General features: G+C 48.6%; 12 protein-coding genes. 10 read left to right on the forward strand and 2 right to left on the reverse strand.

All coding sequences use genetic code 11. The annotated features are described in order from the left end of the window. Window positions 1-543: 543 nt before the first annotated feature. From NFR90_RS08435 to nrfD, 6 genes are all read left to right on the forward strand, one after another. Window positions 544-2,940 carry a DMSO/selenate family reductase complex A subunit gene (locus tag NFR90_RS08435; protein WP_251452237.1) on the forward strand — a complete coding sequence of 799 codons (2,397 nt, stop codon included), beginning with the start codon at window positions 544-546 and terminating at the stop codon, window positions 2,938-2,940. Between the two features lie 10 nt (window positions 2,941-2,950). After that, window positions 2,951-3,556, forward strand: a complete 606-nt coding sequence (locus NFR90_RS08440; RefSeq protein ID WP_251452238.1) for a DMSO/selenate family reductase complex B subunit — start codon at window positions 2,951-2,953, stop codon at window positions 3,554-3,556. 90 nt (window positions 3,557-3,646) lie between these two features. Continuing rightward, window positions 3,647-4,318, forward strand: a complete 672-nt coding sequence (locus NFR90_RS08445; RefSeq protein WP_251452239.1) for a MarC family protein — start codon at window positions 3,647-3,649, stop codon at window positions 4,316-4,318. A gap of 541 nt (window positions 4,319-4,859) precedes the next feature. Beyond that, the gene (gene fdnG / locus NFR90_RS08450) at window positions 4,860-8,006 is read left to right on the forward strand and encodes a formate dehydrogenase-N subunit alpha (protein WP_251452240.1); all 3,147 of its coding nucleotides are present in this window, start codon (window positions 4,860-4,862) and stop codon (window positions 8,004-8,006) included. Window positions 8,007-8,008: 2 nt separating this feature from the next. After that, window positions 8,009-8,938 (forward strand): 4Fe-4S dicluster domain-containing protein, encoded by a 930-nt coding sequence (locus NFR90_RS08455; RefSeq protein ID WP_251452242.1) that lies wholly within the window; start codon window positions 8,009-8,011, stop codon window positions 8,936-8,938. A gap of 10 nt (window positions 8,939-8,948) precedes the next feature. Then, window positions 8,949-9,848: an NrfD/PsrC family molybdoenzyme membrane anchor subunit gene (nrfD, locus tag NFR90_RS08460; RefSeq protein WP_251452245.1), complete on the forward strand. Its 900-nt coding sequence runs from the start codon at window positions 8,949-8,951 to the stop codon at window positions 9,846-9,848. A gap of 66 nt (window positions 9,849-9,914) precedes the next feature. Here the strand turns inward: nrfD and NFR90_RS08465 are convergent, their stop codons facing one another. Beyond that, a complete protein-coding gene (locus tag NFR90_RS08465) occupies window positions 9,915-11,408 on the reverse strand; it encodes a DegQ family serine endoprotease (RefSeq protein ID WP_251452246.1) in 1,494 nt (497 codons plus the stop codon). A 315-nt stretch (window positions 11,409-11,723) separates the two neighbouring features. Here NFR90_RS08465 and NFR90_RS08470 point away from each other — a divergent pair, with 315 nt between their 5' ends. The 3 genes from NFR90_RS08470 (at window position 11,724) to NFR90_RS08480 (ending at window position 13,801) form a co-directional block, all read left to right on the forward strand. Beyond that, window positions 11,724-12,695, forward strand: a complete 972-nt coding sequence (locus NFR90_RS08470; protein ID WP_251452248.1) for an AEC family transporter — start codon at window positions 11,724-11,726, stop codon at window positions 12,693-12,695. A 106-nt stretch (window positions 12,696-12,801) separates the two neighbouring features. After that, window positions 12,802-13,209 (forward strand): Fur family transcriptional regulator, encoded by a 408-nt coding sequence (locus NFR90_RS08475; protein ID WP_251452250.1) that lies wholly within the window; start codon window positions 12,802-12,804, stop codon window positions 13,207-13,209. A gap of 28 nt (window positions 13,210-13,237) precedes the next feature. Further along, window positions 13,238-13,801: a 6-pyruvoyl trahydropterin synthase family protein gene (locus tag NFR90_RS08480; RefSeq protein WP_160335023.1), complete on the forward strand. Its 564-nt coding sequence runs from the start codon at window positions 13,238-13,240 to the stop codon at window positions 13,799-13,801. 105 nt (window positions 13,802-13,906) lie between these two features. On the opposite strand, the gene NFR90_RS08485 is transcribed toward NFR90_RS08480, so the two are convergent. Continuing rightward, a complete protein-coding gene (locus NFR90_RS08485; protein ID WP_251452252.1) occupies window positions 13,907-14,878 on the reverse strand; it encodes a DMT family transporter in 972 nt (323 codons plus the stop codon). Window positions 14,879-15,062: 184 nt separating this feature from the next. Here NFR90_RS08485 and NFR90_RS08490 point away from each other — a divergent pair, with 184 nt between their 5' ends. Beyond that, a complete protein-coding gene (locus NFR90_RS08490) occupies window positions 15,063-16,043 on the forward strand; it encodes a LysR family transcriptional regulator (RefSeq protein ID WP_251452254.1) in 981 nt (326 codons plus the stop codon). Window positions 16,044-16,078 lie beyond the last annotated feature (35 nt).

Here is a 16,078-nt window from a genome sequence, read left to right on the forward strand (position 1 = left end):
CCTCCACGCCGATGATAGTGAGTTGTATTTCTTGCGAAAGTAGGTAGTCTCCGGGCTCTCCATTCTTAAAACCTCTTGCTGCGAATGCGGTGAGAGGTTTTATTTTGTCTGTAATGAGGGGGAATAATATATTCGTTTATAAAACCCATTCTCCGGCGGCCGTGAACATGTTCACAAGTTACGTGCAATTCTTACATTTTGTCTCTATATAGAAAGAAAATACGCTCAAGTTGAGCCTTTTCTAAGCAAATAACCACTTAGGGCTGTTACTCTTTGGAAAAGAGAGGGAATTATGAGAGCAGTACTAAAAAAAGTTTTAGAACTCTATTGCTATAGATTAATGCGCAGTCGTCTGACTGCCCAGGCAATGAAAAACAGACAGCGTTAGCACGATGCAGTTCAGTTATTAATAGCGGCTTCGGCTGCTATTTTTTACCCTCCGTAAATGCCCGAGTTATAACAAAATACCGTTATATATACAATTCAACTGACGAAATTGACAATCGTCGAAACATAAACTACCACCCCATGGAGAATTCTCTAATGTCAGATTTTCTCTCTTCTACTCTTGGACGCAGGAATTTCCTGCGACTTTCTGCATATGCCTCCGCAACATTCGGCTTTTCACTCAGCCCGATCTCTCACGCTGTCGCCCAGGCAGTCAAAGAGATTGAACCGTTCGTGTGGAACGCCTGCGTGATTAACTGCGGACAGCGCTGCCCTCAGCGCTGCTTCCTTAAAGACGGTCAGGTTATTCGTGTTGAAACGGATAACACAGCAGGCGACTCCTGCGACCATCGTCAAATTCGTGCCTGCCTGAGAGGCCGTTCTCTTCGCCAGCGTCTCTATTCTCCTGACCGTCTCAAGTATCCGATGAAACGTGTTGGTGAACGCGGTGAAGGAAAATTCGAACGCATCACTTGGGATGAAGCCATTAAAACCGTTGCTCAAAACCTTAAAAATACGGTTGAGAAGTACGGTAATGAGTCGCTTTATTGGCAGTATTGCTCCGGTCAGCAGTCCTTGGTGAACTCTCGCCGCGCTTGGTGGCGTCTGCTGAATCTTATGGGCGGCTACCTTAAATACTACGGCTCGTACTCTACCGCTCAGATCGGAGCGGCTTTCCCTTATACCTACGGCGCCAGACCAGCTTCCGATGTCGGTGAAATTGCAAATGCCAAACTCTATGTGACATTCGGCGGCAACAGCGCGGTTACCAGAGGCTCCGGCGGCGGAAAAGGCTATCAGCTTGAATGCGCCCTTGAACGCGGTAAACCCAAGAGCATCATGATCGACCCGATGTATAACGACACGGTTGCCGCAGGAATGGATCAGTGGATCCCGATCCGCCCGGGTACAGATGCGGCTCTGGTCGAAGCTATCGCCTATGAGCTGATTAATAACGGCTGGGTTGATCAGGACTTCCTGGATAAATACTGCATTGGCTACGATGAAAAAACTCTGCCGGCAGATGCGAAGAAGGGAAGCGACTATAAGAGCCATATCCTCGGCAAAGGACCCGACGGTATCGCTAAGACTCCTGAATGGGCTTCAAAGATTACCGGTATTCCTGTTAATACGATTAAATCTCTGGCTAAAGAAATGGGCACAACAAAGCCGTGCTTTGTTTCTCAGGGCTGGGGTCCGCAGCGTCAGGCAAACGGTGAGCAGACAAGCCGCGCGATCGCAATGCTCCCGATCCTTTTGGGCCAGATTGGTCTTTCGGGTACAAACTGCGGTGACGCAGAAGCCAATTACACGCTTCCGGCCGTTTATCTCCCGACAGGCAAGAATCCCGTTAAGGCAACGATTCCGGTGTTTATGTGGACGGATGCGATTGTCCGCGGAAAAGATATGACGGATCTCACCGACGGTATGAGAGGCGTCAAGAAGCTCGATCACAACATCAAGATGATTGTGAACTCGGGCGGCAACACCATGATCAATCAGCATGCAGACTCCAATGCAACCGATAAGATTCTGAAAGATACTTCGAAGTGCGAATTTATTGTCGTCTGCGATAACATGATGACGCCGTCCTGCCGTTACGCCGATATCCTGCTTCCGGACGTTATGGGTCCTGAAACAAACGATATCGCCTGCGGAGGAAGCTCTAACGGCGCAACAAGTTCGATTCTTCCGATGCATAAGGCCGTTGAGCCTCAGTGGGATCAGAAGACTTCTTATGAAATCTGCCGACTGATCGCCAAAGAACTTGGTAAAGAAGAGGAATTCACTGAAGGTAGAACTCAGGATCAGTGGCTCGAATGGTGCTACAACGAAACTCGTAAGAAAGTTCCGCAGCTTCCTGAATGGGAAGTCTTCTGGAAGGAAGGTCCTCAGCAGGTCTACGATTGGAAGAAGAATACTGTCGGTCTGTCTGCCTTTAGAAAAGATCCTCAGGCAAATCCGCTTAAAACACCTTCCGGTAAGATCGAAATCTACTCGGATCGTCTCAATAAGATTGCCGAAACCTGGAAACTTCCCGAGGGCGACGTGATTTCTGCAATCCCGAAATATTGCGCGACATGGGAACAGGCCGGTGACCCGCTGACGAAGAAATATCCGCTTCAGTGCTACGGCTTCCACCACCACGGCAGAATTCATTCAACTTTCCATAATCTTCCCTGGCTCCGTGAACAGCATCCAGATGTGCTCTTCATGAATCCGCTCGATGCTCAGGCCCGCGGCCTTAAGAACGGTGACATGGTGCTGGTATTCAATGACCGAGGCACGCTTGAAATGCCGGTTAAGGTCACAAGCCGCATCATGCCGGGCGTTGTGACACTGCCTCAGGGTGCGTGGTATACGCCGAAGCAGGTTGGAGGAAAGTCGGTTGACGTTGGCCGCAACATCAATACGCTGACCTCACTGAGACCGAGCCCGCTTGCTAAGGGCAATCCTCAGCACACCAACCTTGTTGAAGTAAGAAAAGCTTAGGAGAATGAAGATGAGTCAGCTTGGATTTTTTGTGGATGTATCTAAATGCTCCGGCTGTAAGACCTGCGCCGTGGCTTGTAAAGACGCACATAACCTGCCTGTTGGTCTGAACTTTAGAAAGGTCAGAGAGTATGCAGGCGGAAACTGGAAAAAAGACGCGAACGGCGCATGGGAGCAGGATGTATTTGCTTACTATGTGAGTACCGCATGCAACCAGTGTACCGACCCGGCTTGTGTCAAGGTATGCCCGACTAAGGCGCACCAAAAGCGCGCTGCGGACGGTCTGGTCCTTATCGAGACAGCAAAATGCATCGGCTGCGGAATGTGCGCTCAGGCGTGCCCGTACCATGCTCCGGTACTTGATGTCGATGCTAAGAAAATGCGTAAGTGCGATGCCTGTGTGGATCGTCTCCAAACAGGTCGTCAGCCGATTTGCGTAGAAAGCTGTCCTAACCGAGCCATCGAATTCGGTGATATCGAAGTGCTGAGAAAGAAATACGGCGCGCTTGCGGATGTTGCTCCGCTGCCGTCTTCTGCGGCAACCAAGCCTAACTTGGTCCTTCTGGTCCCGAAACAGGCTAAACCGGCAGGTGATACGACCGGCGTTGAATACTAAAGAAATGTAAACGAAGAGACGGCAGACCCTGGGGTCTGCCGTCTCTTTCCATTAGAATCTGCTGTTGATCAGTCGAAAGGTTCGCATTTCATGCTCACTTCATTTTTTAATACGTTTCTTTACGTCTTTACCTCACTGGTAACAGTGGTTAATCCGCTTGGAGCGGCTTTTTTCTTTCTTACGATGACAGGAAGAGCTACTCGACAGGAGAGAGCGGAACTTTCTAATCGCGTCGCCTTGTATTTCTTTGTGATGGCGATGTGCTCTCTTTATATCGGGCAGTTTATTCTGAGCTTCTTCGGGATTTCTATCGGCGTTCTCCGCGTCGCGGGCGGTCTTGTGCTGTTTTCTGCAGGCTGGCTGACACTTAACAGCAGTTCTTCAAGTTCGGAAGCAGACGGCGAAAAGGCTCAGAGCAGTATAAATAAAAAATCTCATTCAGACTTGATGAAACTCGCGTTCTATCCTTTTACTCTTCCTCTGACGCTCGGCCCCGGTGCAATCGCCGTAACAACAGCGATCGGAACATCTATGACGTTCTCTGTCCCGAATGTTTTAAGTACAAGTTTGGCTGCACTTGCGAACGCGCTGCTGGTTTGGCTGTGTTTTAAATATGCGGACCGAATCACAACGGTTATTGGTCAGACCGGTACGGAAGCGATCTCCAGAATTTTTGCTTTTATATTGATCTGTATCGGTGTTCAGGTATTTTGGTCCGGCTTCTCGGAGCTGTGGCTACACTTAATGGCAACCGCGAAATAGGAAATGGGATTCCCGGCCGTAACCGGCCGGTTTATTTTTTCTTCTTAAAGAAACGAGAATAAAAACTGACAAAAGCAATAATCAGCACGCCGATAATAATGAGCTCATTGCTGTACTGCGCTAATTCTTCTCTTAATAGTTCCATAACTACAGCTCCCTAGTAATCTATTCTAGTTCTATTCTGTTGCTGATTCATGCGGTTATTCCGCTGCGGACCTTTTTAAGCTAAGGAATGAGAAGGACGACAACGACGGAAAAAATCGAACAAATCGAACAAATTAATTGTAATTAGAAGAAGAAAATTTACAATCTGCAAGGCAAGGGTTACTACCGTAGAGAGGACCGAAACAGAGGGAAATCCTTATGAAGGTTTTCGTGAGAGTGATATTTTAATAAAAAAGGGGTTGGTATAAGGATTCCCCTGCCTAACCGGAAATAACTGACTCCGCAGCCGCAAACCGTTCCTCCCGAATTAGGACAGGGAAATAATAATAGCCGTCACGGTGATCCACAATGGCTCTAATGACATTGGAGACACCCCATGACTACAATAAGCGACGTATACAGCCCGAGAACTAAATTCCGCTGCTCACGGCTCAGAGGCGCGAGAATAGGAAGCACGATCTGTCAGTATTGTGCTGTCGGCTGCTCACAGCTGGGCTTTTTTAAAGGCGATACACTCATAGACGTAGAAGGTGATCCGAGAAGTTCTGTCAATCAGGGTCGGCTGTGCCCAAAAGGGTCCTCTACATTTGCACTTAACGATAACCCCTATCGTAAGGTAAAACCAATGTATCGTGCACCCGGTACGGATAAATGGGAGGAAGTCTCCCTGGACTGGATACTGGACACGGTTGCAAAACGAATCTGGGATTCCCGCAAGCGCGGTTTTGTAGAGAAGGATGGGAAGACCGGAATCACGGTCAATAACTGCGCAAATATTGGTTTTATTGGCGGCAGCGCCAACGATAACGAAGAGTGCTATCTGTTTCGTAAGCTCTTTACCGGCGGACTCGGAATTCTTCCGGTGGAGAATTCCGCTCGGTACTGTCACTCGACCACGGTTGCGGCGCTGAGTCCGACGTTTGGCTTTGGCGCCTGCACAAACCCGCCGCGGGATCTGATGAATTCAGACTGCATTGTGATTATGGGCTCGAATATGGCAGAAGCCCATCCGGTGGCTTTCTACTGGCCGATGCAGGCAAAGAAGAAGGGAGCGGTCACGATCCATGTCGATCCGCGCTATACACGCACAAGCGCCGCCTGTGATCATCATGTTCACATCCGCCCGGGGACCGACATCGCGTTTTTGTCGGGAATCATCCGATATATCCTCAAAAATGAACTCTGGTTTAAAGAGTATGTGCTTGCCTTTACCAATGCTTCGACCATCATCAACCCGAAATTCCGATTTGATGATGTGACCGGTTTGTTTAACGGTTGGGATCCGGAAAAAAGGTCCTATAGTGAAGAAGTCGATTCCTGGGATTACGTCTATGAAACAGGTCCCGACGGTAAACGGGGCGAACCTAAACGCGATCCGACACTGCAGGATCCGCACTGCGTGATGCAGCTGCTTCGTCGGCAGGTAGAAAAATACACTCCGGAAATGGTTGGAGAGATCTGCGGCTGCCGTGCATGTGATGTGGTCAAAGTCGCAGAGTTCATGGCAAGGAATTCCGGTCGGGATAAAACAACTGCTTTTTGTTATGCGACCGGATTTACTCAGCATTCGAGCGGAACGCAGATTATCAGAACCTGTGCGATCCTTCAGCTGCTGCTGGGCAATATAGGCCGTCCGGGCGGCGGAATCTTGGCCTTGAGAGGACACTCTAACGTTCAGGGCGCAACCGATATTCCAACGCTGTTCGGAGATCTGCCCAACTACATTCCGCTTCCTGAGATCGCTCCGCAAAACGCGACGCTGAAAGACTACTTGGAAAACGGACATGGTTTTTCCGGTGCGCGCGATAAGCAGGACGGCATGTGGAAACTTGAAACAGAGCGCGGATCCTGGAAGGCGCTTCCGAAGTACATGATCAGCCTTCTGAAGGCTTGGTACGGAGATGCGGCAACGTCAGATAACGAGTACGGTTATCAGTGGCTTCCGAAACTCGGCGGGAATCAGTCCCTGACAGTGACGATGGAAAGAGCTCTGAAGGGAGAAGTGGAAGGTCTGCTGGTATTCGGACAGAACCTTGCCGTAACAAATCCGAACGCAGGATGGAGCAGAGACGCGCTGCGAAGCTTAAAGTGGCTGGTTGTCTGCGATATGTTCGAAAACGAAACAGCTTCAGTGTGGTATGCGGATCCGACAGGCCCTGCGCCTAAAGACTGTCAGACGGAGGTGTTTTATCTTCCGACTTCTTCTCTGATGGAAAAGGACGGATCAGCCAATAATACTGAGCGGCTGATGCAGTGGCACGATCGAATCCGCGTCTCTCCGGGTGACTGCCGATCGGATGCCTGGTGGACTTACCAGCTGGGCAAGCGCCTAAAAGCGATGGCTGAATCTGAAGGACTGCCCAGAGATGAAGGTCTGCGCGCACTGACTTGGATGTACGATGACGCTCCCGGAGCGGTGAACGCTCAGGGGCTGCCCCGTATTGAAGGAGACTGCGATATAGATGCAGTTGCGCTGGAAATGAACGGGGTCGACCTTAAAACCGGGAAACCGATTCAGGGTTCAGGAGAACTGCGCGATGACGGATCCACTCTTTGCGGATGCAGGCTTCTCTCCGGCTTTATTAATGAAGACGGTGAGAATCTGATGAAGCGTCGGGAGGCAGGAACTCCGGATCATGAAATTGATCTCTACTACCGCTATGCATGGCCGCTGAATTCCAGAGTGCTTTATAACCGATGCTCATCTGACTTGAACGGCAAACCTTGGTCTGAGCGTAAAAAGCTGGTTTGGTGGGATGAAGCTTCACAGAGCTGGGTCGGTTTTGATCATCCTCAGTTTGATGCCTCTGCCGCGCCCTCGGAGCAGGCGAACGCTTTTGGCGTGCATACGGACGGACGTGCATGGCTGTTTGTGCCTTACGGCATTAAAGAGGGCCCGTTTCCCGTTTACTACGAAACGAGTGAATCTCCGTATAAGAATCTGCTTTGGTCGACAGACCGTGTTCCGGATGTCCGAATCATCGAAGATAAATTGAATCCGATGGTCAGCCCGGGCGATCCGAATTATCCGACTGTCATGACAACGTATCACATGACAGAACATTGGCTAAGCGGAGCGATGACGCGTCATACCCCGTGGCTCGTGGCGCTTCAGCCCGCTAGTTTCATTGAAATCGCGCCGGAAGTTGCTGAGTCAATCGGTGTGACGACCGGCGGATACGTTTCCGTTAAGAGTCCTCGCACGGAAATTCAGGTTAGAGCCTTGGTGACGCCGCGTCTGAGAATCGGACGAATTAACGGCAAGCCCGCAAGTATTGCGGGACGCTTCGTATGTTCCGGTTATAAAGGCGTGATGTGCGATCCGATAACAAATGACTTAAGTCCTGCGGATATGGCTCCTGACGGACTGATTCCAAGCTCTAAGGGTTTTGTTGTGAAGATCGATAAACCGGAAATGAGCAAGATCCGAAAGGCTGTACCGGAGCCTGTCGAGTATCCGGAGTCCATGACAAAACCGGTCCCGGACACCCCGTGGGCCGCTCAGCCTGAAGGGAGGAACTAATCATGAAGATTGACGGCAAAAACATTTTTGACGTAGTGAAAAAAGGTTATCCTGAAGGCGAGCCGAAGAAAAACCACAAGGTTGATCCGTGTTATGCGCTTTTTGATCGGGAAGACCCTCTGCCGCGTCTTCAGGAACTCGCATTCTTTACCGATACTTCAATCTGTACCGGTTGCAAATCCTGCGAGGTTGCCTGCAAACAGTGGAACCAGCTGAAAAATGACCCGATTCATTGGTCCGGTCAGAGTTATGACAACACCGGAGATTTGTCCGCAAACAATTGGCGTCATGTTAAGTTTATCGAACGCTTTTCTGAGCACAATGAGGTGGATCGTCCTGCGCCAAAGACGATAGACGCGCTTTTGAACGAACCAAAAGAAGGTCATTGGCTCTTTATGAGCGACCAATGCAAACATTGCCGTACGTCCCCGTGTCATGAAGCTTGTCCGACCGGAGCGATCGTTCGAAATGAATTTGGCGGAATTTACTATCAGACGGATATCTGTATGGGCTGCGGCATGTGCGTTGCGGCCTGCCCCTTCGGAGTTCCGGAAATCAGCAGTGAGAGCGGGCACTCTATGAAGTGCGCCGAATGTTATGACAGACTGCGTGACGGTTTGGATCCGGCCTGTAAAGAGGCTTGCCCGACCGGGGCAATTGACTTTGGACCGAGAGAATACATGGCGACTCTTGCGGAAGAACGCCTGAATTATCTCGTTAAGCATGGTCATCCGGAGGCGCGTTTGTACGGAAAGGATCAATTCCCGCAGTATGACAGTCTGAACTCTTTCTATTTACTGATGGATAAGCCGGAGGTGTATGGTCTCCCGGAGTCTCCTCAGACGCCGAGCCATTACATGGCAGGTGATTATTTAAGGGGCATCGCGACGCTTGTGCTTTGTCTTGCGGCTGTCGCGGCAAGTTTGATCTAAGGAGGCCGCAATGAATACAAATTTAAAACCTTGGGCTAGCAACTATCCGTCTCCGTATGAGGGGCATGACCTGACGCATCGTCCGGACTGGGAAAATATTATTGTTTGGGACGCGTTCTTTAATAATCTCACGGCAGGTTTTATGGTGTTTACCACTGTGGCTTGGTTTCTTGGGGGTCACGTGTTCTCAAACCTTTTGCCTTTTGCGCTGACTCTGGCGCTCATTATTGTGCTGATTGACTTGGCGCTGCTGGTATTTGATTTAGGCGATCCGCCGAGATTTATTCACGCAATGCGTGTTCTGCACTTCAAATCGCCGCTTTCTGTCGGAGTATGGGGGCTTGCATGCTACTCAAGCTGCTTGGGCGCCGCTGTGGCGATTTACTGGCTGACCTATCTCTTTGGAAGCGGAGGTCCGGTGATACATATCTATGCCGGCGTTTTGATGAGGCTTTTCACTGTACTCGCTTTTATCGGAGCATTGGTGGTTATCTGCTATAAGGGCGTTGCGTTCAGCTGCACATCTCAGCCCGGAGTGAAGGACGCACGGTGGCTGACAAGTTTTATGGTATCCGACGCGCTTCTGATGGGATGCGGTTTGTATGCGGTGATGGCCTTTGCTTTAGGATCTTGGACTGTTTGGGCGCAGCTGCTTGTTCCCATGCTGATTCTTCTTTGCGCCAGATGCGTCGCGTTCGCACTGATGTATTTGGAGACTCGGGAGCGCGCAAAGCTTGTTTACCACTCTGAGACCGGTCTTTTGCTCGTGATGGTTTACCTCATTGGCGGACTTGGAGCCGCGGCCTTGGCATTTTTTGGACCTTCCTGCATGGCGATTTCCGGCGTTTTGGTACTTTTGACCGGAATTTTTGAAAGATACTGGCTGATCGGTCTGACTAAGAAATTTTAATTGTGAAAAGAAAAGCCCGCAGATTTAGATTTCTGCGGGCTTAACGGCTTTATTTAGGAGAAAAGATTATTTCTTTTCTTCTTTCTTTTCTTTGTCGTCAAGTTTGACAGCGACATAGATGCGGGAGCCTTCTCTGGCAACCTGCAGTGCGAGTGTGTCTTTCGCGTTTTCTACTGCCTTCTTAAACTGATCGAAGGAGCGGATTTTCTTTCCGCCAACGCTCAGGAGAACGTCGCCTTCTTTAATTCCGGCTTTTGCCGCTGCGCCTTCAGAGGAAACAACAAACAGGCCGTCGCCGAATTTCTTCTTCTCTTCGTCGCTGAGCGGACGAACGGAAACACCGAGGCGTCCTTTAGATTTTGCCTGCTGAGCTTCTGTCGGAACATCGGAGTCACTGGCAGAATCAAGTTTTACCTTCAGTGTCACTTCTTTACCGTCACGAAGCACTTTAACGGTGTGCTCGGTGCTCGGTTTTGCAGATGCGACAGAGCGGGACAGATCGGAAGCCTTCTCGATTTCCTTGTCATCGAAGAAAAGGATGATGTCGCCTTCTTCAATCTTGGCCTTATTAGCAGCGCTGTCCTTTGTGACTTCAGCTACAAGCGCGCCTTTTGCCTTCTCAAGACCGAAGCTCTTGGCAAGTTCCGGAGTCAGAGTCTGAATGACGACTCCGAGCTTGCCGCGATGAACCTTGCCGTCTTTAATCAGATCGTCCTTGATCTGGAGCGCCAGGTCGATCGGAATTGCGAAAGAAAGTCCCATGAAGCCGCCGGAAGTGGAGAAGATCTGGGAGTTGATACCGATCACTTCACCTTTCATATTGAAAAGCGGACCGCCAGAGTTGCCGGGGTTGACGGCCGCATCCGTCTGAATGAACGGAACAAACTGATCGCTCGGCAGGTTGCGGCTTTTTGCGGAAACGATACCACTGGTGACAGTGTTTTCAAGGCCGAACGGAGCGCCGATGGCTGCAACCCACTCACCGACCTTAACCTTTTCAGAGCTGCCGAGTTTGGCGGCAGGAAGATCTTTGGCATCAATCTTGACGACAGCGATGTCGGTTTTTTCGTCAGAGCCGAGAACCTTGCCCTTGAATTCGCGGTTATCTGTCAGGTGTACCGTGATTTCGTCTGCACCGTCAATGACGTGATGGTTCGTCAGGATGATTCCGTCCGGGCTGATGATGAAGCCGGAGCCCTGGCCTTTGCGAGCCGGCATGTCAGGCATGGAATCGTGGGGGCCGCGGAAATCAAAATCCGGACCGAACGGGAAGCCGAAGCGGCGAAGCAGGTCAAGCTGGTCTTTGGGAATACCGCGGAAACGGTCCGAGCCGCCGCGGGAGGGCATAGATTTGGGTTTTTTGGAGACTTCGATGCTGACAACTGTCTTACCGTTTTCTTCAACAAGCTTTGTGAAGTCCGGCAGCTGAGACTGGATCTGCTGAGCAGCCGCAGGTGCGACAGGGCTGAGCGCGGAGTCGTTCTGAAGCAGTGCGCCGGCAGTAAAAGCCAGTGTTACGGCAGCAGCGGCAGCCGTCTTTTTTAATGAAAGTCGGATCATTGAATTAGTCCTTGGTTGATGATAATTAATTGAATGCAATCATTATTGGCCGGGATTAATATTTACTTAAATAAATTTAAGCGTTAATGAAAACCGTAAGAAATCTTTGCGATATTGACGGGAATTTATCTTTGTATACAAACTGAAACCTTGAGAAATAATTTAGTTCCTTCGGGATTTTTAAGAAGGCCGTCTTGATATTTTTCCCGATCAATACTGCCGAGTATCTTCGGAATTTTCTGATCTGCTGAATCTTTTATCGCATTAGTGAAGCGTAAGATCAAGGGATATTAAACAGATAAATCCTCATCCCAAATGGACACGACGCTTCTTGCTCAGTTTGCACTTCAGCTTGAGAAGAGTTCGCCTCTTTTCCTGATGATTTTTCTCGGTTATGCCTTGTCTCGCTGGTTCGGCTTTAATAAGACAGCGAGCAATGTCTTAGCTAAATTTGCGTTCAACATTGCTCTTCCGGCAATGCTCTTTCGACTTCTATCCAATATTTTTGTGCAGGAAGGGCATGCGGATTTACGGTTATTGATTGCATACTTTGGTGCTTGTTTTATTCTGTTTTTTGTCGGCCGTTTTATTGCTCGGAAGGTTCTGGGGATGTCAGCGGTCGGTTCAGCGATTTTCGGAACCGGGTGCGTGTTTTCCAATAACGGGCTTCTCGGTCTTCCTCTGGCGATTGCCATGCTTGGCGAGCAGGTCACTCCGTCCATTTCAGCTGTTCTCTCCATGAACGCTATGATACTTTGGACATTGGTTTCGATTACGGTCGGGTTCGCGCTTCAAACCGGACATCTGACGTGGAGAAGTTTTTTCAGAACGGTTCTTTCCGTTTTTAAAAATCCGCTGATTATTTCTATTTTCTTGGGCGTTCTCTGGAGTCTTACCGGTTTGAAGATTCCGTATGTCGTTGACGAGCCGATTCGGCTGATCGGCAATTCGGCAACCGCGATGAGTTTGATTGTGGTGGGAATGGGCTTAGCCGAATACGGTTTAGGCCCGGGTATAAAGAAGAGCTTTGTATTGAGCGGAATTAAGCTTTTTCTTCATCCGCTGCTGATTTATACGCTAGCCGTTCTGATCGGGTTAGGGCCTGTAGAAACCACTTCAGTGGTGTTTTTAGGATGTCTTCCGATCGGCGTCAATGTGTACCTGATGTGCAGGCAGTTCCAAGCCGCAGAAGATGTTATTGCCAATGCCATGATTATCACGACCGTGGTGTCTTCTTTCACGGTGCCTTTAGCGGTAACGCTGCTGAGACACACAGGGATTTTCTAAAACTATTACAATCTGATACAAACGATAATTTATCCTAAATGACATATTGTCTCAAATAAGATAGAATTCAATTAACGAATTTTGATTCGAAGCAAGTGAGGTTTAGATGAGGAATACGATTCAAAGACAGCTTGTACTGGACGCGGTTCTGGAGTTAAAGGACCATCCGACGGCCGATGAGGTTTATCAGCATATTGCGAGTACTAACCCTTCTGTCAGCCGAGCGACGGTCTATCGCAATCTGAAGCAGCTTTCGGAGAGCGGAGAGATAAAGCTTCGGCGTATAAGCGGTTCTGCAGAGCGGTATGACCACATTCAGACCAATCACTACCATGCCCGGTGCATTAAGTGTGGCGCAATCTGTGATTTGGAGCTTCCTTATTTGGATCACTTGGAAGAATCGGTTCGTGACAACTCCGGTTTTAAGCTGTTTGGTCATGATCTGACGTTTTACGGCCTCTGCAAAGAGTGTGCCGCGAAAGCTGAAGAAAAAACCGAAGGCAAAAAACAATAACATCAATTCTTTTTTTTTGGGATTAAAAATGAGAAGTATCACCAGTTTTGACATTCAGTATGCTCACCGTTTCTATCGCTTCCAGGGAGAGGCGCAGTATCTGCACGGCCATACCGGTGTATTGACAATAGAAGTCGAGGATTCTGTTGAACCGGGTGTCAACATGGTTTTCCCCTGTAATGAGATTCAGAAAACTGCTTGGGCGGTTCTGAAGAACTTTGACCACGCTTTGATCCTGAGAGAGGATGATCCGCTTCTTCCAGCGATTCTCAATGTTTATGAAGAGCAGGGCATTCGCAACGGCGCTCCGACCAACACAATGAAAGGTGAAGCGATCAAGACTGATTTGATCACCTGCTATCCGGAATGCCGACTGGTGGTGACCAAAGAGACCATGACCGTTGAAGGCATGATTAAGATTGTTTACGACCTTCTCAAAGACAAGCTCAACATTGCCAAGATCACATTTACAAGCGGTGTTAATGCGGCGACACAGGAGTTTGCAACACACGGCTCTAAAGACCGCTGCCCGCTCTGCGGTATCATGCTTGACGAGCATGGCGCCTGCCCCAAGTGCGGATATCACAAGTAAGTTACTAGGGTAACAATAAGAAGAAGTCGGAAAACGAGACGCGTTTTCCGACAAACATTTCCCGGCGAATAGTGAGAAGCTAAACGCCGGGTAATTTTTATGGACTTACAGCTCCGAGCGGTTAAGGTCGCTTATCTCATTTTTCTGAAGTGAGTTGAATAGCGTCAGCGCATAGACCACTCCGCTTACCAATAAAACCATTCCGACGAAAAGCGTGAGACTTGGTAATTCGCTTGCATAAACGCATCCCCACACTACGGAGAAGATCGTTTCAAAGACAAGCATGGGCCCAGCGATTGCGGTTGGGACTTTTTGGCACATAGCGTTCCAAAGTGCGGTGGCACCAAAGGAGCATACGATGCCGGCAAACAAGGACCATCCGATGAAATCAATCGGTTTAGGCCCTAAAAAACCTTCTAGATCTCCCGAGGCGCACCATAAAATTATGTAGGCTAAGATACCAAAAGGCAGGAGAAGAAAACACTGCATACTAGCAAAGAAGACCGGGCTGATCTGCGCGTGATCCAACAGCCAGTCGGCATTGCGAATGGGATACCATGTCCACATCGCTGTTGAGGCGCTGGCGAAAATTATTCCGATAAAAAAATTCGGATGCTCCTCGAAATTTGATATCGTTTGTATAAGTCCGTCAAAGTTTGAGAGGAATAGTCCGGCCAGCATCATGGCCAGCGGGATCGTTAGTCTTCTTACCGGAAGAAAGAGTTTGCCTTTTTTACGATCCCTTTCATTTGCAATCAAAGCGACAAGGACAGGGATAAGGCCAAAGAAAGTTGCGGCAAGTGCAACACCCGAGTAAAGAACTGCAGTGAACAAACACCATGGCTGAATAAGATTACCTACTAAACTTAGCCAAAAGGCGCACTTCCAATCTGATCGAGTGACTTTAGCGAGATACTGCCGCTGCAGATATAAGCCGACGACTGCAGTGAGTCCCATAGCAATGGCCCTTGCGATAGATATGTATGTAGTTGGATACTGAGGAAGCAAAAGCGGTAGTAGATAGGTAAAGCCCCACAGCACACAGGCGCTTAGTCCAAGACTGACCCCAAAAAGCATATTTTTCTCCTTTCGAAGGAGAAATTAGCGAAAAGGTCTGAAGCAATGAAGCGATATATAAGACATTGATCGACCTTCATAAAATGGCCTTATTTTTATGTACTCAGCTTTGTTCCTCAAATAAATTTGAGGAAGTGATAATGTGAGGAATTTTTTGTCTATTTTTCCCTGTTAGGTTGAGATCATGGCTAAAGAGACTAATCTAGATATTCCCTCTCTCAGAATTTTTCTTGAGACTGCAAAGGACTGCAATATGACTCGCGCTGCTGACACTCTCGGAATCAGTCAGCCTGCGGTTTCTGCGGCAATAAAGAAAATTGAGAATAAGTTAGGCTCTGCTCTTTTCGATCGAGATAGACGTCCGATGCAGCTCACCACTGCTGGAAGGCTTCTTTGGAATAGAGCGTTTTTGATTTTGGAACAGTTAGATGATCTAGCTCGGTCAGTCCAAAATTCTATCGAAGGGAAAAAGCCTGATGTTAGGCTTGGTTTCTCTGATTGTATGGGAGCTTGTGTTAGTCCTTTGCTAATGAATGACCTTCTTGAGATCACGGAAAATTTATCCGGTAAGTGCGGATCAACGCCTTTTGTTTCCAGCCTGTTGAGACAAAAAAATATAGATATAGCTCTTTCTTCTGATCCTATGGAGGACTTGGATGAGACGCATGCCATTCATTTTTTAACAGAAAGGTTTCTATTTATTCTTCCCAAGCCTCTGGCGGAACGCAGGAAGATTTTGTGTACTCAAGATCTTATTTCTGCAGTCGGTAACTTACCTTATCTGAGATTTGGAAAAGAGACGTTTGATTTCGTTCAGTCTGAACGGATTTATCGATCCTTGCATTTCATGGACACGAGAAGGATTGAGGTTGATACAAATTTTGCGATGATTAATCTGATTGCATTAGGAAAAGGTTGGTCGATTCTGCCGCCGCTTAGTATGTGGATGGCGAGGGAATATATTGACAAGGTTGAATTTATTAGACTTACTAATGAGGCGACGCGCAGGTATTACGTTCTTTATAATGATCCCGTCTTCGAGATAATTTCCAGAAAGATTTATCGATTTATTTGCCAGATTTTTAAGAAAGAAATTCTTCCTGAGATGGAGAAAGTGTGTCCGGCGCTTCTTGAACATATTCAACTTCACGAGGGCACAATTTAACGAAAAAACAGAGCCTGGTATAAACCAGGCTCAAG

This window comes from Parasutterella muris (assembly GCF_943193095.1).
Classification (GTDB): Bacteria; Pseudomonadota; Gammaproteobacteria; order Burkholderiales; family Burkholderiaceae_F; genus Parasutterella; species Parasutterella muris.